The organism is Paraburkholderia silvatlantica, assembly GCF_003096715.1.
GTDB classification, from domain to species: domain Bacteria; phylum Pseudomonadota; class Gammaproteobacteria; order Burkholderiales; family Burkholderiaceae; genus Paraburkholderia; species Paraburkholderia silvatlantica.
On record NZ_QEOL01000034.1, the window covers coordinates 26,474 to 47,568 of the forward strand.

The window sequence follows — 21,095 nt, forward strand, 5'->3', positions numbered from 1 at the left end:
TCTTCCAACAGGCGGCGGAACGCGCATACGGAACCGCGCGATGATCCAGGCGTTCAGGTGATGAACATCACAGGCGCGCTTTCGTATGTCTGAAGTGCCATTCTTCCTGTTCCCGGGAGCGATAGACACGACGTTCGCTGGCTGTCGCTCCAGGATCAAATTCAGCCATGCAGTCGGCATACGCACATCCCTATCGACCCGCTGCCACCTGGAGCGCCTGGCAGCGGCCCCGCGGTGCCGGCCTCACCGTAGGCACGATCGTAATAGCCTGCATCCCGACAAATGGCAGGCTTGTTCCGCCACGTGATGCAGTTCTGCACACGAATGCGATAGAAATATTGCCCACCGACCACCCGATCGAATGGGGTGCCTCCTATTCAGGATGCCGACAAGGAAGAGTGCGCACTCAATAAGGCGAGCTTTGTGTTCCGGCGAACGGTAGTTCCGCGGCAGTTTGCCTAACATGCGTCAACCGTCATTCCTTTGTCCGGCGACCACACGTCATGAGCGTCTTGATGCCCGCTTTCTGGGGCCATTGCGATCGCTTCATCGCAATGGACTGGAGCCGGCGTCGTGCGTGGTGAGGCGAGCGGGTCCCGGGCCGAGTACACGCTTGTTATCCGCGCGCTGCCCTGTGCGGCGTTCAAGAGGAGTACGCTATGAGCAGCACCGCTGCTAGCATGCCACTCAGCCGCATGCGGCTCGTGTTCTGGTACGCGATGTTCGCCGCCATTTCTATCGGCGCCAATCTCGGCAGTCAAAGCCTCTCCTTTCACCTGTACCAGGGCCCGTTTGCGGTGCCAATTTCGGTGTGCGTGGGCACAGGTGTTGGGCTTGTCGTCAAATATCTGCTCGATAAGGCCTGGATATTCCGCTACGAACACCAAAGTGTTGCGCACGGTGTGCGCACATTCTCGCTGTACGTTGCCATGGGGCTCGGCACCACGCTCCTTTTCTGGTCCGTGGAATTCACCGCGAACGCACTCTTTCATGGCGAAGCCGGACGGCTTGCCGGTGGCGCAGTCGGTCTGGTGATCGGCTATTTCACGAAATACCAGCTGGATAAACGCTTTACGTTTGCCTGATTCACTCTACGGGCTACGCCGTACTGGGTTCCTCACATTTCCCTAACGAATGCACGTCTCCGTGATCGTCTTCACGATCAAAATCTGCGCGAACTGCGCGGCGGCCGGTTGGGGAATTCGCAGATGGGACTCATGTTCAGCGATCAGCCCACTGCAAGATTTAATGACCATTAGCCGAAATGGGGGCGTACTTGAAGCTGGATATGGCGAGCGTTACCGACGACAAGGCATGGCCTCTATGGAGCCTGTCTGCCGCCACCTGTTTCTTACTTGTTTTCGCATTCAGCGGAACAAGCGGCTCGTTTTTCTGGGACTACCACGTCTATGAGAAAGGCTTGAGCTGCTACTCGCAGGGACGGGACCCCTACGCGTGCGCATCGGGCGACTTTCCGTTTGTTTACCCGCCCGCTTTCCTCAAGGTATTTTCCGTTGTCGACTTCCCGACAGCATTTGCCTTCCTGGTTCTGGCCTCGGCAGCAGGAATTGCCTGCGTTAGCCTGAGTCTCAAGTCCTTGATTCCCTATCATCGCCTGGCCCCTAGCCTGATTCTTGGTTTCCTGATTGGCGGATCGGGCTTTGCTTCGATCCAGACGGGAAACATTAGCGTCTTCGCACACCTGCTCCTCGTATCGCTTTCCTACTTTCTATACACGAAACGGTCCGTCTACACGTTGGTGCCGCATGCGATCGCGATCATATTATTTTCTGCCATAAAGCCCTACTTTCTTGCCTATGTCTTGCTCTACCTCTTCCTGCCCCGCCGCAGTTTGTTTGCATTCGTCGCGGTGCTGCTGTCGGTTGCCGGTATCTACATAGCCCAACCTGCCCTCTACACGCAACTGTGGGCGGGATTTCAGGGCGCCATCTACAATCAGATCATCCAGCATGGGGACGCAGGGCTGACTATTTTTGCCGTGCTTTCCAGGTTTGGAATGGGAAAGGCCGGGTTCATCCTTCATCTTCTCCTGATGCTTCTCGTTATATTGATTTCGGTAGTTCTTCGGGTCAGACATGGGCAACGCTCCGTGCAGATCTGCTCGACGAGCGAATTGTTTTATTTCCTCGCCATTCTCATTCTGCTCAATCCGAGATTGATGTCGTATGATTTCAGCGTTTTTGCGGTCTGCCTCTATTTGTCCATGATCCTTTCATCAAGAGGCGATGGGTGGGTGGGGCTGTTTTTAAAAGTCTTCCCGTTCCTGACCATCCTGCCTCTATGCCTCGAAGGGTTGTTTGATATTCGAGTGCATTCTCTAACCTACTACTTCCTCACAACCTACGTTCTGCTGGTTGCGGCAGTGGCCTGCCGTTGGCCCTTGCGACTCACCTTCACCCGGTCGGCCTGACCCAGTTGCAGGCCGATGTTCCCCTGCAGATTCGAGCACTACGACTTGCTGCCAGTTTCGGTCAAAATGGAAGCCGCGCACACGCATTCAAAGCGACTCTTCCAACGCGCCGCGCTTCGTCAATACGACCTGGCGCACCCACTTGCTGACACTTTCGGTGTATTGCATGGCGGGCTTCTCGATCAATCGAAAGGTCGTATAGCTGACAAGAATCAAGACGGGAGTGATCAGCAGGATCGTGAACCAGTGCTCCAGAGGGGTGAATATTCTCGCGCTTTGCTTGCCAACGACGAGGTTGAAAAGCGTAAACAGAATGAACCCGTGCAGGAGATAGATGCTGTAAGCAAGCTCTCCTAGCATGCGGGATAGCTGGCTGGTCAAGGCGCCGAGCAAGGTGGCGCCGCCAGCAATCACGGCAAAGCTCAGGGAAAGCAGCGCCAACGGGATGCGCGCATAGGTCGTTGGAAACAAGGTGATCGCCCCGGTGATCGCAGCGATTGCAACGAGTGAGACGATCTTCTTCTGCGAAACGTTGCGGAACCAGGCGTGACGACAAAGAAGTGCCGCAGTGATCCCCCCGAGAAACGGTGCCAGGAATCTCGATTCCGCATGAAAATGAACAAGATCGAGCACGCCAGCAAATCCGATTATCAATACGGCAAGCGACGGAATCGCTCCAATCACGACCGCCAGCAGAGGGAGGCAAAGATAGAACCCCCATTCATAGGCAAGCGTCCACGACACACCGGATAAAATGAGTTTCGTGCCCTCTACCCCGTTGAGATCCGGCTCGCCAAAACTAGAAAAACCGATCCATCTCAACGCGTTGATCGCCAGCGTCAAAGGAGATTGCGCCAGCGTGAAACCCGACATGAAAGCGACAGTGACGAAAAGCAGCAGCATGGCGAACAGATACAAGGGCGTCAGCCGCAGGACTCGGGAGACGTAAAGCTTGATCCAGTCCACTCCCTTCTCTTTGTCATTGATTATCTTTGTCGAAAACAGAAAGCCGGTGATCATGAAAAACAGGGACACGCTGGCTCGTCCGATATTCGCCATGAAATTCGTTGGAGGGGAATCAAACTGTGAGGTTCTGATGTAGAAGTACCATATGCAGGAATGATGCAGAAAAACCAAAAACGCCAGGTAGCCTCTCAATCCGTCGATCGTCGCAAAGCGTCCCGCAGCGCTGGGGGCGCCGAACCGCCAGATCAGAATCCGGGCGGTGGCGAGTGCAACGAGCACCGCGGCAAACACCGCGAAGGGACTAGTCGGGCTTATCATTCTCTTTGACCTCTCTGTAGAACCAGCGCTGCCGAAGCGCCACGCCGGCGTACTGGGCCCTCCCACCCGGCCGCCTTCATTGGGCGCCGTGGATGGCGATCGAGACGCCTGCGTTGTTTTGCAAACGCCTCGATCAAGCGCTGCACTAGATCCGCACAGGTGGAAACTCGGCCGTGCCCAGATTCTCGATCTCGATATAGGACGGCAGTTCGTTCGCGGTGCGCGAATACAATCCCGCCGCCGTTTGGGAGAACCCGAGCCGCTTGAAATAGTCGTGGCAGGTTGCGTTCCTTCCCGTGTCCACCAGCTCGGCGCGGACCTCAGCGCCGGATTTCAGCGCCAGGCGCGTCGCAATCGCCCCGACGACCAGCTCCGCGCCAAGCCCGAACACGCGGCACGACAGGACGACCTGGACGATCTTCTCGCCATGGATCAGGCAAACGGAGATGATGCCGTTGTCGATCAATTTATCCCGCAACGAAGAGACCACGCAGTACCCGCCCTGACTGATGAACGTCTCGAACTCCGACCGCTCCCATCTTTTCCCGGTCGTGTTGAATTGGTTTGTCTTGTTGATGAGTTCGAACGCGCGATCAAAGTGCCCGGATTGCGGCGTCCTGATCAGGAAGAACGACTGGCGAAGCTGTAGCGAGGCGAGCCACTCCTCCCGCGAAACGCCATTGTTGGCGTCGGCACTGGCTTCGCGCTGCGAAATCGCGCGCACGAGTTCGGTGCGGCGCGATGACTCTTCGGTGACGATGGCGACCTGCGTTTCGGCCGATCGCAGAATGATGCGCCGCCAGTCGTAATGATTGCCGCCGAGGCAACGAATGGCCGGGATCGCCGCCTTCACCTCCGACAACTCACGGTCGTTATCGTCGATAAAGACACAGTTGCCCGGCAGCAGATTCACCTCCTTGAGGATTTCAAGGATGTTCTGCGACTTGGGCTTCCAGTTGATGCGCACGCACGCGAAGTCGTCCATGGTGATGGCGCCGCGCCAGATGGCGTTGAACCGTTCCATGGTGGGCGCTTCTTCATTCTTGCTGCAGATCGCCAGCAATCCGCCGCGCTTCTTGAAGAATAGCAAAGCTTCGGCCAGACCGATCGGCCAGCCTTCGATGCGTTGTTCCAGGCTCACGCTCTCGCCTTCTGCTGCCACACCGCGCCACATGGTGTCGTCGAGGTCGACGATAATCAGCTTCACCGGGTCTCGCTGCTCGATGACCTTGACGATCGCTTCGATCCGGGAAAGGAACGCAAGGGTAAATTCGCGGGACGCGACCTCGTATGTCATGATATTTCCAATCGCTTTAGGCGCAATCAGCCGATTCGCGTCCAGCTTGAAGTCCCAATCGTTGATGAACGAGGCGTGAGAGCTGCTCAACAGGACGTCGTCCTGCAGGTGCCGGCGGCCGATAAAGTTCAATATTTCGTTTGCGTCGAGAAAGTAGCAATTATTCGTCCTGCGCACGGCGTCGGACAGAAGCCGGTTGATCTCACGGACCAGATATCCAGGCGATGTCATGGCGAATGGATCGATGAGATCGCCGTCGTAATTGAAGCTCGGCTCGAAAAACGACATGAAGACAATCGGAGCCGTCGTGATCTGTGCGGCGACCTGCGCTACCTTCTGGGCGAGATATTCCGCTGTTCTTTCCAGAAAGGAGCGCGCTTCGTCGTCTGAACGCAGGCGCGCAAAAACCATGTCCACCACGGGTTCAGGCGTTTGCGTCACTTCACCGAGAATGTGACGGAGCGTGAGATTCACGACGACGACGTCATCGGTTGGCGCGGCCTCCGGGATCGGGGCGTGGCGTCTCGAGCCCATCAGTATGTGCCGGATGTGGTGCCCGGAGTTTGCGCTTCGCTTGACGAGCATCTCCACGGAACAGGTGCCGAGCAGCAGGATATTGAGCTTGCGCGACTGGATCGCGAGCGACGTCGGCGGCAGCGGTAAATTGACCTGTTTATCGGCGACGGACGAGTAAAACAAATCGCGGACAAATTGACGCATTTGGGACCTCGAAGTCGAAGCGCTCTCCACACACAGGCGGTATCGGCTCTGAGATTAGAGCAGAACGCAGATGCACCATCTGTGCGCCGACATACACAACCCCAACCGGATATGGCGCGCCGACGTTTATGAACGTCCCCGACATAATCGGGTGATCGGGGAGATATAAAGGGGAAGAACCGGCCCTGGTCTAGCGCTTCGAAATTAAAGGCGGGTCAAACGGGAGGGGAGGAAACTGGATCTGCAGGCTTGCCGGATCGCAGGCCATGACTTTTATTTTTCGGAGCCGATGCAACTCAAGTCGAATAATCCTGAGCCTGGAGTATCCGTCTCAACTGTTTGATCAAATTCACACCTCCCCATCCGATAACCAGCCTCGCAAACAGTGACGCCCAATCCTTGCCGGGAATCTCTATCTCTCTCAACACGACTCGCTCGAAAATAGCAAATCTCAAGGCAAGACTCATTTTCTTGTAGATCAGAACATTAAATATAAACGACGAGACATGCCCTTTGGACATCAGCTTGTTATATTTTTCAAAAAATACCAGACTGGGTTCGCAACTGATCGCCTTCGATATTCTCGCGGGACTTTCGCTCAGGGAATACTCCACCAGTGCGTCGTGCAAATAAACGAATACGCAGCCAGCCATCTCAGCCCGAATGGCGAAATCCCAATCCTGATGACGGCGCAACGATCCATCGAAGCTGATCAGCGGGTACTGATGACGCCACATCATGATCGACGAGGTCTGAATATAGCCCCCCTCGAGCAGGATGAAGTCGAGCATCGACTGCCCATCGTAGGGAGAGCGGTTGCCCAGGATGCGCCGCCCTGCGTCGGTTAGCACGACGTTGCTGAAGAGCACCTTCGCTTCGTTTCCGGCGGGCTTTGGGCCGAACGCGGCGATGCAGCGCTCGAGCTTGTCGGGGAGCCATCGGTCGTCGGCGTCGAGGAAGGCGATCAGGTCACCGGTGGCCTCTTCAATGCCCCGGTTTCGACACCACGCCGCACCATGGTTCTCACTTTCGCGAATGAGACGCAAGACAATGTTGTCTCCGCAACGCCCCGGCAGTTCGAACTGCTGCCCCGATGCGTCATCGACGACGATAATTTCCCGCGGAACAACGGTTTGACTGGAAATCGATTCTATTGCCACCCACAGCAGATCAAGGCTGTTGTAGTGTGGAATGATCACACTCACGTTGTAGGCATTGTCAAAATCACACCGCATCCCGCACCTCGAATCCGAATTTCGACAACTTCCTCGTGCAAAGCGTAGAACTATCTGCCGCGATCTGATAGCGCGTCAATCGCACATATTCTTACCGTTCCTTACCGGGAACATCCGTTGTACACCTGCAATTATTCTTACATAAACATTAAACATACTTTCTAATTACATACGGAAACGATTGGCAAACCCTCCCCTAACGGGTCTCGGACCAGTCTTTTTCCAGGGCCATTGAGCTGACTCGGTCCAATAACGAACGCAACCGACCGGCGTTCTGAAAACCAAAGCAATAGATGATCCGTCCGGCACCGCATCGAGTCGCAAAGGACCATGCAGCCCAGCTACCTTCGGAGAGCCTCGCAGGTTTGAGGTCAGCGAACGTGCCATACGCTTGAGCGTGTCCTGAAACAGCACGCTGCGATATCTGGCAAGTCGCGATACGACTTCGTTGCGGCTATCTACTCGCACTGGCGCAAAACACGCACGCACGATGTACAGCGTGATTACATCACGCCCTGACAGATCGTAGGGCGTGTCCCTGGTATCGTTCCGTGGGTTGCCCAACAAATCCACGAGAATCGTCTGTGTACATTCTCTCGTGCGCACCGCAAGTCAAACCAGGCCATCCATGTCCGCATCGCCACTTATGCCGCCGACCCTGCAGGAAGTCCATGTCTGGCAATGGGACCTCGACGCCTGCAGCAGTGAATTTGATCGGCACTGGGCAATGCTGTCGGCACAGGAGCACGAGCGGGCCGGCAACTTTCGCTTCGAGCTGCATCGCCGCCGCTACGTGAGCGGACGGGGAAAACTCAGACAGATCCTTGGCCGTTATCTCTCGCTCCCCCCGCGGGCAGTCGCACTCGAATATGGTCCGGAAGGCAAACCATTTTGCACGAGCCAACCTGCTGGATGGAGGATCTGCTTCAACCTGAGCCACAGCGAAAACACAGCGGCACTCGCCATTTCGGGCGGCTTCGAGGTGGGCATCGACGTAGAACATATTCGTCCGATCGAGGAGAGCATGCCGCTCGAAGTTTTCTCTGCTCGCGAGCGCGAACAATTCGACGCGCTTCCGGCATCGCAACGGCAAACGGTCTTTTTTGAAACCTGGGCTCGCAAGGAGGCCAGCCTGAAAGCGCTCGGCACGGGCTTCACCCTGCCGCCGGAGCATTTCGAGTTCGATCTTTCCGTTCACGGCGACACGACACCCCGCTTCGTCGGCGGCGAGGCGGCAGAAGCCTCGCATTGGCGCATTCGCACGCTGTCACCCGGTCCAACCCGCGCGGGAGCCGTGGCGGCCCGCCATAGCGGCTGGTCGATCGTCGACATGAACTGACCTGGCAAGGCATCCGGCGCGCGGTCGTAGTCGCGATCCGGTTGTTGCCACGCACAACACCACGCTGTTTTTCGCCTCGAAGGAGCGCACACAGAGGACCCACGCCGCGATTGCCGCCAAACCCACCCGCATGGCGGAAAGCGGGCCACAGCCTGCACACGAATCCGCCCACACAGCCCCGGTGCGACGTGTTGCTGCAGCACATCGTGTGTGCGACGGCGAACGGATAGGCATCCCGCGGAAGATTAACTTCCTCCTACAGCAAATTTCAAACTTGGGACACGAGCCAGGTGCGCAAGGCCGCCTGGCTCCTGTGCTTCCCGTGACAGGCTGCCGTTCGGCGTAAGTGCCGCGAGCCCATCGCCGGTCCTTGCCCAGCACCGGACCTTCGTCAAAATTGTGGGGGAGTAGCAAATGTCACACAGAGATGGACTTTCAGGCGTTTTGCCGGGCGGGACCGATCCTGTGCCTGGCGTGGCAGCGCGCTTCGATGCCATATGCGCCGGGTTCGGCAATCATCTTGCTGTGATTGACGCCACGGGCGAGGAAAATTACGCCGCCCTCGGCGAACGTTCGGCGCGGCTCGCAACCGTCCTGCACGAAATGGGACTGGAGCCGGGCGAGCGCTGCGCGATCATGGTTTCGCGTAGCCGCGACACGCTCGCCTTGATGCTGGCGATCCTGCGGCTGGGCGCCGTCTACGTACCGCTGGACCGCGCCTATCCGAAGGCGCAGCTCGATTTCATCGTTGCCGACTGCGCGCCCAGGCTCATCATCGCCGAAGCGGCCGCGCTCGCCAGCGTCGGCGAGCTGAACGGCGTCTCGGTCGATCTCGAGCATGTCGTGGCGGCGGCCGAAGCAGCCGACCCCGCACCGCTTCATGCCAGCAGCCGCGACGACGCGGCTTACGTGATGTACACCTCCGGCTCGACCGGCAAGCCCAAGGGCGTGATCGTGCCGCAGCGCGCGATTCTGCGCCTCGTGCAGGGCCAGACCTTCACCGAGCTTTCGCCCCACACGCGTTTCCTCAACCTCGCGCCGCTCGCCTTCGATGCGAGCACGCTGGAGATCTGGGGACCGCTCCTGAACGGCGGCTGTGCCGCCATCGTCAACGAGGTCCAGCCCTCTCTCGACACGATCGCGTCCGAGATAGCGCGACTCGGCGTTACCAGCGCCTGGTTCACGGCTGGCCTCTTCAATGCGCTCGCCGACTATCGGCTGGAAGCCTTTCTGCCGCTCAAGGAGGCGTTGACGGGCGGGGACGTGCTGTCCCCCGTCCACGTACGCAAGGTCATGGAGGCTCATTCGGGCCTGCAGATCATCAATGGCTACGGTCCGACCGAGAACACGACCTTTACGTGCTGCTACCGCATTCCGCGCGACGGCGAGGCGCTCGCGAATGGCGACGCCATTCCCATCGGCTACGCCATTGCGGGCACAAGCGCCTACATCGTGGACGACAAGCTCGCACCGGTTGCCGATGGCGAAGTCGGCGAACTGGTCACGGGCGGCGACGGCGTCGCGCTCGGCTATCTGAACCGGCCCGAACTGACGGCCGAGAAGTTCGTCGACGACGTTTTCGCTCCCGGCGCCAGGCTCTACCGCACCGGCGACCTCGTGCGCCGCCGCCCGGACGGGGCAATCGAATTTCTGGGCCGCAACGACCGGCAGATCAAGATTGCAGGCAAGCGCATCGAACTCGACGAAATCGAACATGCGTTGCGCGTGGCGCCCGGCGTGGCTGACGCAGCCGTGGCGGCGTTCGATGGCCGCATGGGCAAGGCCATCGCGGGCTTCGTAAAAGCCGATGCCGCAGACGCCGCCGTCCTCCTGAAGGAAATCCGCGCTTATCTCAAATCCGCGCTGCCCGACTACATGATGCCGTCGGAGCTGCGTGTGCTGCCGGACTTTCCGCTGACGCCCAATGGCAAGATCAACCGCAAGGCACTGCTTTCGCAGATCGATACGCAATCCGAATCATCGGTGGCGGCCCCGCCCGTGGACGACGATGTCGCCGACAAGCTCGCATCCGTGTTCGAAGGGCTTCTCGGCAAACCCGTCGATCGCCACGCGAACTTCTTCGACCTCGGATTGCGCTCGCTCGATCTGATGCGCGCGCACGCCGTCATCGCGCGCGACGTCGCGGCCAAGGTCGCGCTGGTGGACTTGTTCCGCCACCCCAATGTCGAGGCACTGGCCGCGCAGCTGCGCACGACCCTCCCGGCAGCAAGCATGGACGCCATCCGCCAGCGCCGGGGCGCGCAAGGCGGAGCCATCGCAGTCGTCGGCATGTCCGGGCGGTTTCCGGGCGCGCGCAGTGTCTCCGAACTGTGGGCCAACATCCTCGCCGGGCGCGACTGCGTCACGCATTTCGACGTGGCGGAACTCGAAGACAGCTTCGATGACGGCTTGCGCCGCGATAAAAGCTACGTCAAGGCGCGGCCGATACTCGCGGACGTGGACCGCTTCGATGCCGGCTTTTTCGGCATGCTCGCGCGCGAGTCGGCGCTGACCGACCCACAACAGCGCCTTTTCCTCGAAATCGCATGGGAAGCGTTCGAAGATGCCGGATACGACCCGGCAACGATCGCCGGCGCCGTCGGGGTGTTCGCCGGCACGTCGATGAACACCTACTTCCTCAAGCACGTCCTGTCCGATCGCGCGGTCATCGACGAATTCACGAGCCAGTTCCAGATCGGCGAGTATCAAAAGCTCATGGGCGCCGGTGACTTCGTCGCCACCCGCACCGCCTACAAGCTCGGGCTTACGGGGCCGGCCATCTCGGTACAGACGGCCTGCTCCACCTCGCTCACCGCGATCAGCCTCGCCGTCGAAAATCTTCGCGCGGGACGCTGCGACATGGCGCTGGCCGGCGGCGTCTCGATCACCTTCCCGCAAAAGCGCGGCTACTTCTATGAAGAAGGCGGCATGGGCGCGCCCGACGGCGTGTGCCGTCCGTTCGATGCCGATGCGAAAGGCACGGTGTTCGGCAGCGGCGCGGGCGTGGTCCTGCTCAAACGTCTCGAAGACGCCATCGCCGACGAAGATCCGATCTATGCCGTGATCCGCGGCGTGGGCATCAACAACGACGGCTCCGACAAGGTCGGCTTCACCGCCCCGAGCGTCGACGCGCAGGCTCGCGCGATTGCCATCGCGCACGCCGAGGCCGACATCGATCCGTCGTCGATTGGCTATATCGAGGCCCACGGCACGGCAACGCCGCTCGGCGATCCGATTGAATTCGCGGGCCTCGTGCAGGCGTTTCGCCTGGGCGGCGCCGAGGGTGGGCAGTTCTGCGCGCTCGGCTCGGCGAAGGCCAATGTCGGGCACCTCGACGCGGCCGCGGGCGTGACGGGTTTCATCGCCGCGTCGCTCGCCCTGCGCAACCGCACCTTGCCGCCGCTCACGCATTTCCGTTCGCCCAATCCTGGCATCGACCCGACCAGCAGTCCGTTTTTCTTCAATACGGCCGTGCGTCCCTGGACTGATGGCGCCACGCCGCGCCGCGCCGGCGTGAGTTCGCTCGGCGTCGGCGGGACGAACGTCCATATGGTGCTGGAGGAGGCGCCTTGCCGTCACGCCTCGGGCGAGCAAAGCGAAGGACTCCAGATCCTGCCCGTATCGGCCCGCAGCGCCGCCGCACTCGAACGCGCGAAGGCGAATCTCTCGACCCATCTCGCGAGCCATCCGGAGATCGCACTGGCCGACGTGGCCGCGACGCTGCAAACGGGGCGCCGCGATTTCGCGCACCGTGCCGTGGTGGTCGCCGGGAGCGTGGAGCAGGCCCAGGCCAGGCTCCAGAAAGGCGCGATCGAAGCACAGGCGCCGCAGGCCACGCCGGCAGTCGTCTTCATGTTTCCGGGCCAGGGCGCGCAGTATCCGGGCATGGGCGCCGAGCTCTATCGCACCGAGCCGGTCTATCGCCAATGGATCGACAAGGGCGCAGAGGCGCTTGAGCCCCATCTGGGCCTTGACATCCGCACGCTGCTGCTTGGCGAAGCCCCGGAAGGCGAAGACACCCCGCACCCGATCCGCTCGACGATCTACGCGCAGCCTGCACTCTTCCTCGTCGAATATGCGCTGGCGCAGTTGTGGATCTCGCGCGGCATCAAGCCGGCAGCCATGATCGGTCATAGCGTCGGCGAGCTGGTCGCCGCTTGCGTGGGGGAGGCGATCGCTTTCGAGGATGCGCTGTGCCTCATCGCGCAACGCGGCGCGCTCATGCAGTCGGCCGAACCGGGCGCGATGCTGGTCGTGCGCCTGCCGGAGGCCGAACTGAGCCCCATGCTGCCCGCGGACGTCGATCTCGCCGCGGTCAATGCGCCGGCGCTCAGCGTCGTGGCCGGCCCGTTCGCGGCCATCGAAGCCTTCGAGGCCACGCTCAAGGCGCGCGATATCGAGCATCGACGTCTGCACACTTCGCACGCGTTCCACTCGCGCATGATGTCCGGCGTCGTCGACGATCTCGCGAAGGTGGCCAACAGCCTTTCTTTCGCGAGACCGAAAATCCCGTACGTGTCCTGCGTGACCGGGCAGTGGGCGGCGATGGATCAGCCGGTCCCGGGACAGTACTGGGCCAGCCATTGCCGCAATGTCGTGCGCTTTGGCGACGCGCTGGCGACGGTCACGGCAGAGGGCAAGCCGCTGCTGCTCGAAATCGGCCCCGGCCGCACGCTCTCGACCTTCGTCCTGCAGGGCCTGCCCAAGGACCGGTATCAAGGCGCGATTGTCTCGCTGCCCGATTTCGCAACGCGCGAGCGCGAGCTTGCCGTGCTCGCCGAGGCGACCGGGCGCCTGTGGCTGAACGGCGTCAAGCCGGACTGGAAAACGCTGGGGGCGGGAACCGGCCGCCGCGTTTCGCTACCGACCTATCCCTTCGAGCCGGAACGGCACTGGATTGACGCCCCGGCAACCGCCTCTTCACGCCAGCCGACGACCGTTGCCCCAGCAATTGCCGCACAAGCCCCGTCCGAAGCCCTAATCGATATTCCTCAGACCGCCATGGCCCAAACCGTCCAAATCGACCGCAAACCGCGTCTCGTCGCCGAACTGGCGTCACTGCTCGCCGAAATGTCCGGCGAGGCACCCGATACGTCCGATCCGGACGTGACCTTCTGGGATCTCGGTTACGACTCGCTGTTCATGGGGCAGGTGTCCCGCCAGCTGCGCCGCCGCTACGACGTCACGATCAGCTTCCGGCAGATCATGAGCGACTATCCGACGCTGCCCGCCCTCGCGCAGTTCCTCGATGGCGCCATGCCGCCTGATCCGGAAGTGCCTGCCGAAGCCGCGCCTGTTGCTGCATCTGCTGTTGCGCCTGTCGCTGTTCAGCCAGCGGCCGCGCCTGGCGCCATTGCGGCGTCACCGGCGGGCGCGCCTGTGGCCCTGCAAATGGCCGTGGCGCCTGCCACGGGTGACCTCCAGTCGGTGATCCGCGACCAGCTCGCCGCGATGCAGTCGGTGATGGCGCGTCAGCTCGAGGTGCTCCAAGGTACGCCGCTGGCCGTGCAGCAACCTGCAGCGGCACCAATCGCGGCACCGGCAGCCGTGGCAGCCGCCCAGGCTGTTGCAGCGGCAGCACCCGCAGCGCCCGCATCGGCCGCTGCGTCCGCGCGCTCCGCCGGCCCCGAGATCAAGTTCGAGGAGAACCGCCCGTCGCGCTTCACCGCGTACAAGCCCGGCGCCACGCACTCGGCCCAGATGACCGACGCCCAGAAGGCCTTCATCACCGATCTGGCCACGCGCTACTCGGCCAAAACCGCCACCTCCAAGGCGCGTACGCAGTCGTGCCGGGCCGTGCTCGCCGATCCGCGCACCGCCAGCGGCTTCCGCGAGGAATGGAAGGAGCTCGTTTATCCGATCGTCGCCCAGCGCTCGAAGGGCTCGAAGATCTGGGACGTGGACGGCAATGAATACATCGACGTGGTCAACGGCTATGGCCAGACCGCGTTCGGCCACACGCCCGATTTCGTGGTTGCCGCGGTCAACGCACAACTGGAGGAAGGCTTCGCTATCGGTCCGCAGTCGCCGCTCGCGGGCGAAGTCGCGCAGATGTTCTCCGAGATGACGGGCCACCAGCGCGTCACGTTCTGCAATACCGGTTCGGAAGCCGTGATGGCGGCGATGCGCCTCGCGCGCACGGTGACCGGCAAGGACAAGGTCGTCTGCTTCGACGGCGACTATCACGGCCAGTTCGACGAAGTGCTCGTGAAGCCCGGCAGCGAAGCGGGCGTGCCGCGCGCGTTCCCGCTCGCCCCCGGTATCCCGCAGACCTCCGTGGGCAACATGGTCGTGCTGCCGTATGGCCGCCCCGAAAGCCTCGAGTGGATCAAGGCCAACATCGACGATATCGCAGCGGTGCTCATCGAGCCCGTGCAGTCGCGCCATCCGAATCTGCGTCCGAAGGAGTTCGTGCAGCAGTTGCGCGACGTGACGGCGGCCAATGACTCGGCGCTCATCTTCGACGAGGTCGTGACGGGCTTTCGCGTCCATCCGGCCGGCATGCAGGGCCTGTGGGGCATCCAGGGCGACATGGCGACCTACGGCAAGGTGGTCGGCGGCGGCCTGCCGATCGGCGTGCTCGCCGGCACCACGCAGTACATGGACGCGCTCGACGGCGGTCAATGGCAGTTCGGCGATGCTTCGGTGCCCGAAGTGCCGCCCACGTTCTTCGCAGGCACGTTCGTGCGCCACCCCGTCGTGCTGGCCGCAATGAAAGCCGTCCTCCTGCATCTCAAGGAAGCGGGCCCGGCGCTGCAGGAAGGGCTCGGCGAGCGCATGGCAGGCCTCGTGCAGCGCGTCAACGCGCATCTGGAGAAGGTCGGCATCGCCACGCGGGCGGAGTCCTTCTCGAGCTGGTTCTATGTGAATCTCGCGGGCGAGGATCGCCTCGGCAGCCTCTTCTATCCATACATGCGCTACCTCGGCGTGCATATCATGGAAGGCTTCCCCTGCTTCCTGACGACGAGCCACTCGGACGAGGACATCCGCAAGATCGGCGACGCCTTCATCGCGAGTATCGACGCGCTCCAGCGCGTCGGCATTCTCGGCGGGACGCACGACGCCGCGGCACTTGCGCAGGCCGAACCGCCGCTCACGCAGTCGGCGCTCACCGAGCCGCAGAAGGAAATCTGGATGTCGGCTCAGCAGGGCCACGAAGCCTCGCTCGCGTTCAATGAGTCGTTCACGCTCGAACTCAACGGCAAGCTGAACGAGGCCGCCTTCGAACGCGCCTTTGCCGCGACTGTCGCCCGCCACGATGCGCTGCGCGTGCACTTCTCGCGCGTGGGCGACATGATGTTCGCGGAACCGACGACGACCGTGCCGCTGGTGCCGATCGACCTTTCCGGCCACGCCGATCCGGCGGGCGAGCTCAAGGCCATCGTCGACGCGGAAGCCCGCGAGGTCTTCGATCTCACGCAGGCGCCGCTCGCGCGCGCCGCACTGGTGCGCCTCGAAGCGCAGAAGTGGGCGTTCGTGTTCACGGCGCATCACATCGTCTGCGACGGATGGTCGATCAACATCATCCTGCGCGATCTGGCCGCCCTTTACGCCGCGCAAGTCTGGGGCACGCAGCCCGAACTCGACGAGGTGCAGAGCTTCCTCGCCTTCGCCAGGGCGCAGGACGAGATCGGCGTCGAGAAGGAAACGCGCGAGTTCTGGATGAACGTCCACCGCGACCCGGCGCCGCAACCCGACTTGCCCGGCGACCGCCCGCGCCCGGAACGCAAGAGCTTCAGCGGTGCCTCGACGACCCGCCATCTGGGTGCCGACCTGCTCAAGCAGGTCAAGACCGCCTCCTCGAAGCAGGGCTGCTCGCTGTTCGCCACGCTGTTCGGCGCGGCCCAGGTGCTGTTCGGCCGCCTGTCCGGCAATGACGACGTCGTGATCGCCGCACCGATGGCTGGCCAGTCGCAAGCGGGCGAAGCGCTGCTGGTCGGGCACTGCGTCAACTTCCTGCCGCTGCGCGTGAAGTTCGACCGCGAGAAGCCTTTCGCCACGCACATGAAGGCCGTGCGCGATCACCTCTACGACGCAGGCGACCGCCAGAACTACACCTACGGCGCGCTCGTGCGCGATCTCGGCATCAAGCGCGATCTCAACCGTCTGCCGCTGACCGATCTGCAGTTCAACCTGGAAAAGGTCGACGGCGAACTCGACATGGCGGGCGTCACCACGCACTTCACGCCGAACGCCAAGGCCTACAGCAACTTCGATCTGTTCCTGAACGTGATCGAATCGGCGCAGGGTCTGCGGCTCGATTGCGACTTCAATACCGACGTCTACGACGAAACGACGATCCAGCGCTGGCTCGGTTACTACGAAACCTTGCTGACGGCGATCGCACGCGACGCCGAAACGCCGGTCGCGGCCCTGCCGCTGCTAAGCGACGCCGAAATCCACCATCTGCGTGACGAGCTGAACGCGTCCCGGCGCGACTACGATCTCTCGCAGACGACCCCGGCGCTGATCGCCGCGCAGGCCTGGCAGGCCCCGGATACGACTGCCGTGTCGGACGACTCGACGAGCCTCACCTACGGCGAACTCGACGCTCGCGCCAACCAGATCGCCCGCCGGCTCGTGGCGGCGGGGATCGCATCGGGCTCACGCGTCGCCATCGCGATGGAACGCACGGCGATGACCGTGGCCGCCATGATCGGCGTATGGCGTGCCGGCTGCGCCTACGTGCCGCTCGACATGACGATGCCGCCTGCACGCCTGCGCCAGATTCTCGATGGCGCCGGCATCGCCGCCGTTCTCAGCGATGAGGCCAGCCTCACAGTGCTGGAACCGGGCGCGCATCGCGTGCTCGACGTGGAGGCGCTCCTCGCGCAGGACGACGACGAGACGGTGGCACTGCCCGCCGTCACGGATGCGGATTCGGCCTACGTGATCTTCACGTCGGGCTCGACGGGTCAGCCCAAGGGCGTGGAGATCGGCCATCGCGCGCTGAGCAACTTCCTGCTCTCGATGGCGCACGCGCCGGGCTTCACGGTCAGGGACAGCATTGTCGCGGTGACGACCTTCTCCTTCGATATCTCGGGTCTCGAGCTGTTCCTGCCGCTCATCGCAGGCGGCCGGACCTTCATTGCAGGGCACGCGGAAGTGCGCACCGGCTTCGAACTGGTGACGCGCCTGAAGGAAGAGGCCGCCACCGTGCTCCAGGCGACGCCTTCGCTGTGGCGCATGCTGCTCGAGGCCGGCTTCAAGGCGCCGAAGGGCTTCAAGATCCTCTGCGGCGGCGAGCCGTTGCCGCGCGACCTCGCGGACGCGCTGCTCGCGACCGGCGCGGAGGTGTGGAACCTCTACGGCCCGACCGAGACGACGATCTGGTCTTCCGCCTCGCGCGTCGTGGCGAACGCCCCTGTGGTGATCGGCGCGCCGCTCGCCAATACCGACCTGCACGTGCTGACCGACGACCTGCATCTGGCGCCCGAAGGCGTGAGCGGCGAACTGTGGATTGGCGGCGAAGGCCTGGCGAAGGGCTACTTCAACCGCCCCGACCTGACGGATGCCGCGTTCAGGTCGGTCGCCATCGAAGGCGCCGCGCCGCGCCGGCTCTACCGCACCGGCGATCTGGCGAAGCGGCTCGCCGACGGCTCGCTGCAGCACCTGGGCCGTCGCGACCAGCAGATCAAGCTGCGGGGCTTCCGCATCGAGATCGAGGATATCGAGGCCACCTTGCGCCGGGCGCCCGGCGTTGCCGCAGCCGCCGTCGCCCTGCATACCGTGGGCGACAGCCCGCGCCTCGTGGGCTACCTCGTCGGCGCCGGCTCTGACAAGCCGGACCAGAGCGCGGTCGCAGCGCATGCCGCCGGCCAACTGCCGTCCTACATGGTGCCGACGCTGTGGATGACGCTCGACGCGCTGCCCCAGACCACGAACGGCAAGCTCGACCGCAAGGCCCTGCCGGTGCCGACGGCGGACATGGTCGCCGTGCCGGTGCGCCAGCCGCATGCTGCGCTGAAGGTCGTGCCGCAAGCGCCGCTGCCGGTCGAATCCGCGGCTGTCGAGCCGCAGCCGGACGAACCGGCGCAGATCATCGTCGCCCAGGCCGAACCCGTGGCCCTGACGCCGACGCAGTCCACCATCGCCGCGATCTGGGGCGACGTGCTCGGCCTCCAGCAGATCGGCATCGACCAGAAGTTCTTCAGCCTCGGCGCAGACAGCCTGCAGCTCTTTCGCATCGTCGCGCGCATGAACGAACGCGGGCTGGGCGTGGATGCGCGTCAGCTCATGAAGAACGTCACGATCGAGCAGCTGGCCGCGAGCCTCGACGGCACGCAGACGGACGCGCTGGCCGAAGCGCCTGCCGTGGCGAGGCCGTCGATCCTCAACTTCAAGCGCAGGATTGCCGAGGGAGCCTGAGCGATGAACTCGATAGCCTTGAATATCGCACCTGTGCAGGAAGTCGAAGCGGGCCACGCCCTGTTCCCGGCGACCGCCTGCCAGGTACGCTACTGGCACGAGCAGAAGGCGTCGCCGAAGGCCTCCGCGCTCAACATCGCCTTCCGGCTGCAATTGTCGGGGCCGCTCACGGCCGCGGGCATCGAACAGGTGCTCGGCGAACTGGTGGCGCGGCACGAGATATTGCGCACGGGCTTCCTGATGACGGGCGCGGGGCTGCGCCAGCAGGTCTGGAGCCGTGTCCCCTTCCGGCTCGATGTGGTGGATCTCGGCGGTCTGGACGAACAGGCGGCGCTGTCCGAGGCGCAGCGTGTGGGTCAGGAGCAGGCACGCACGCCTTTCGAGTTGTCGTGCGCATCGTTCTTCCGGGCCGTGTGGTTGCCGAGGTCGAGCACACAAGGCGAGTTGCAGCTGACCTTTCATTCACTCGTGATGGACGGCTGGTCCTTCGCGATCCTCGTGCGCGAACTCGTGGAAGGACTCGCGGCGCTGCACGCGGGCCATGATCCCGATTACCCCGACGTCGACCTTCACCACGGCGACTACGCGCTGTGGAAGGGCGAGTTCCTGGCCAGCGCGGCGATCGATCGCGCGCGCGTCCATTGGCGCGAGGAACTCAAAGGCTTCAGCCGTTTCGACGTGGCAGGGGATCGTCCGCGACCGCAGCAACGGCGCTTCCAGGGCGTCATTCGCTCCATTCTGTTGCCGGACGCGCTCAGCGAACGCCTGATCGCGGCCGCCAAGGCGCAAGGCGTGACGCTCTTCAGCGTCGCGGCTGCGGCCCTTGCGATGTCGCTGCAAAAGGCGACCGGCCAGAGCAAAGTCGCCATGGGCACGCAGATGTCGGTGCGCGATCAGCAGGAACTCGAGGGCGTGATCGGGCCGCTCATCAATACGGTGATCCTGCGCCTCGACGTGACCCAGGGCAGCACGCTTGCCGATGTGACCGCGCAATGCGGCGCCAAGCTCAGCGACGCCATCGAGCATCTTCATCTGCCGTTCGAAGAGATGATGGAGATAGCGGGCGAAGTGTCCGGTATGCATCGGCCGCCGCTATGCTCGGTCAACTTCGCTTTGCAGCAAAGCTTCGTCGGCATGGGCGACGAGGTCCGCCGCCAGGAGTTCGCCGCGACGACTTCGCCCTCCTTCAACGCGGGCGCGCTCTACGACCTCAACTTCTTCATGGTGCGGCGCCCGGAAGGCTGGCGTATCTCGTGCGAGGGCGACACGGACCTCTACGACATCGAGACGATCGACCGGCATCTGGCCCAATGGCGCGAGGTGCTGGAAACCGCCGAGGTCGTGCCGCAGCGGGCGCTCACGCCCGCGGCCGGGAAGGACACGGCGGCTACGGAGCAGGTTGCGGGCGGCGTGGGCGTCAGCGGTTTCCTCAGCCGGGCCGAACTGGAGGCGAAAGCGCACAACGTCGTGCACTTCAACGAGGAGGGTTCGCAAACGCCCATCATCGTGCTCAACAACATCGCGGTCCTCTATGAGCTGGCCAGACAGGTCGGCGACGAGCGGCCCATCGTCGATGTTCCCATGGTGCCAAACACGCCTCAGCCCAACTTCCCGTTGCGCGCGTTCGAGGATCTCGCCGCGGACGCCGTGCGACTCATCAGGCTGATCCAGCCGCGCGGCCCGTATATCCTCATGGGCTACTGCGTGCTGGGCGCGATGGCGCTGGAGGCGGCCCACCAGCTGCGCCGCGAGGGCGAAACGGTGGAACTCGTCGTCCTCACCGACTCATGGTGCCCGGGATATCGGGAAACAATGCCCTGGTACGATCGCCTGTTGCGCAAATTCCAGGTGCGCATGGACGACATCCCGCGCGACTACCGCCTCGCGAAGCGCGGCGAGATGTCCATGATTGCGTTCCTCCAGCAGTTTCGGACCGTGCGCTGGCTGCGTCTCACGCAGCTTGCGGTGAAGTTCGGCATCCTGAAGAACGACGGTGCGAACAACATGATCGACGACAACCTCTGGTATGGCCGCAATATCGGCTATCTGCGGGACCAGCAGGTGCGGTATCGTCCAAAGCCCTACGACGGCGATGTTCAGATCTTTCGCAGCGGCCAGGTGCTCAAGGGGCGGCTCTTTGCGCACGACATGGGCTGGGGCGAAGTGGTCAGCGGCAAGCTGGTCGTCACCGAGGTTCCCGGCATGCACAACCAGATGTTCCGCGCGGCCGGCGCGGCGGTCATGGGCAAGCAACTGCTGGAGCGCTTTGCCGAAACCGCGCACGACGAACAGGAAACCGCCGATGAAGGGCCATGATCTCGATGCGTCCCGATAGGGTAAATGGTCTATGTCCCGTTCGCGCAAGTTCTTGCTCGTCGCATGCTTCGGCGCACTGACCGTAGCGTGTCTTTTTGTCAGACT

8 protein-coding genes are annotated in these 21,095 nt (G+C 62.6%); 5 read left to right on the forward strand and 3 right to left on the reverse strand.

Annotation, left to right across the window (positions count from 1 at the left end):
- Positions 1-659 precede the first annotated feature (659 nt).
- Complete coding sequence (locus C7411_RS32910) at positions 660-1,085, forward strand: GtrA family protein (protein ID WP_110388298.1); 426 nt, start codon at positions 660-662, stop codon at positions 1,083-1,085.
- A 191-nt stretch (positions 1,086-1,276) separates the two neighbouring features.
- Positions 1,277-2,431, forward strand: coding sequence for a hypothetical protein (locus C7411_RS32915; RefSeq protein ID WP_133253740.1), 1,155 nt, complete (start codon positions 1,277-1,279; stop codon positions 2,429-2,431).
- Positions 2,432-2,518: 87 nt separating this feature from the next.
- On the opposite strand, the gene C7411_RS32920 is transcribed toward C7411_RS32915, so the two are convergent.
- The 3 genes from C7411_RS32920 to C7411_RS32930 form a co-directional block, all read right to left on the reverse strand.
- On the reverse strand, positions 2,519-3,715 hold the full coding sequence (locus tag C7411_RS32920) for an acyltransferase family protein (RefSeq protein WP_110388300.1): 1,197 nt from the start codon (positions 3,713-3,715) through the stop codon (positions 2,519-2,521).
- Positions 3,716-3,860: 145 nt separating this feature from the next.
- Complete coding sequence (locus C7411_RS32925) at positions 3,861-5,732, reverse strand: HAD-IIIC family phosphatase (protein WP_110388301.1); 1,872 nt, start codon at positions 5,730-5,732, stop codon at positions 3,861-3,863.
- A gap of 296 nt (positions 5,733-6,028) precedes the next feature.
- Positions 6,029-6,937, reverse strand: coding sequence for a glycosyltransferase family 2 protein (locus C7411_RS32930; RefSeq protein ID WP_243413430.1), 909 nt, complete (start codon positions 6,935-6,937; stop codon positions 6,029-6,031).
- 658 nt (positions 6,938-7,595) lie between these two features.
- On the opposite strand from C7411_RS32930, the gene C7411_RS32935 reads away from it, so the two are divergent.
- The 3 genes from C7411_RS32935 (at position 7,596) to C7411_RS32945 (ending at position 20,990) form a co-directional block, all read left to right on the forward strand.
- Positions 7,596-8,306, forward strand: a complete 711-nt coding sequence (locus C7411_RS32935; protein ID WP_110388303.1) for a 4'-phosphopantetheinyl transferase family protein — start codon at positions 7,596-7,598, stop codon at positions 8,304-8,306.
- 414 nt (positions 8,307-8,720) lie between these two features.
- On the forward strand, positions 8,721-18,674 hold the full coding sequence (locus C7411_RS32940) for a non-ribosomal peptide synthetase/type I polyketide synthase (protein WP_110388304.1): 9,954 nt from the start codon (positions 8,721-8,723) through the stop codon (positions 18,672-18,674).
- Between the two features lie 3 nt (positions 18,675-18,677).
- On the forward strand, positions 18,678-20,990 hold the full coding sequence (locus C7411_RS32945) for a condensation domain-containing protein (RefSeq protein ID WP_110388305.1): 2,313 nt from the start codon (positions 18,678-18,680) through the stop codon (positions 20,988-20,990).
- The last annotated feature ends 105 nt before the right edge of the window (positions 20,991-21,095 follow it).